We start from the raw sequence: 706 nt of genomic DNA, 5'->3' as shown, positions 1-706 counted from the left end.
CGCTTAACGTGCGGCCGCATTTTCACCAATGCCGTGAACCGCTTTGCCCGGTGGTTTTTGAAGCTGGAGAGTTCGTCGATGACGACCATGTCGAACGGCCAGCTCCCCCCGAGTTGGCTAATGAGCCATGGGATGTTTTCACGGTTGATGATGGTCACCATCGCAGACGCCGCGAGAGCGTTCAGCCGGTCTTGTTTGGTGCCAACAGCGACCGCGACGGTGAGCCCGTCAAGGTGATCCCACTTCGCTATTTCGGCGGGCCAGGTATCGCGGGCTACCCGCAGTGGTGCGATGACTAGGACTCGGTGGATGGTGAAGTAGTCGAGCATGAGCTGCCAGATCGCCGTCAACGTGATCACCGATTTGCCCAAACCCATCCCAAGGAAGATTGCGGCCTCGTGGTGGTCGATGATGAACTGGGTCGCCTGGCGTTGGTAGTTATGCGGCTGATAGTGCATCAAGCACCTCCTGTATGCCGTCAATCGAATCAACAACCAGAGCGGTGAAACCTTGCTGGCGGAGTTGGTTCATCCGGCGCACCTGGATTGGCCTGGGTTGTTTACCTGGTGCTTTGAGCTCAACGAAAACTACGCGGTTTCTCATCAGGCATATCCGGTCAGGTACACCCGTGGTTCCAGGGCAGACAAGCTTCCAGCACAAGCCGCCAGAGGCTTCAATGGCTTTCTTCAGTTGGTGTTCTATGGTT

Annotated in this window: 2 protein-coding genes; both read right to left on the bottom strand. The window is 56.7% G+C overall.

Translation table 11 applies throughout. The features are described 5' to 3' along the window. On the bottom strand, positions 1-458 hold a 458-nt coding region (locus AC5RE1_RS00325; RefSeq protein WP_493938178.1), incomplete at its 3' end, for an SNF2-related protein. Beyond that, a partial coding sequence (locus AC5RE1_RS00320; protein WP_493938177.1) for a VRR-NUC domain-containing protein occupies positions 439-706 on the bottom strand: 268 nt, incomplete at its 5' end. The genes AC5RE1_RS00325 and AC5RE1_RS00320, both read right to left, overlap by 20 nt.

The sequence above is a fragment of the Actinotignum sp. usb-actsch-rep-73 genome (genome assembly GCF_059082735.1).
The sequence above is the reverse complement of the archived record's forward strand: the minus strand, read 5'-3'. Positions and strand labels throughout refer to the sequence as shown.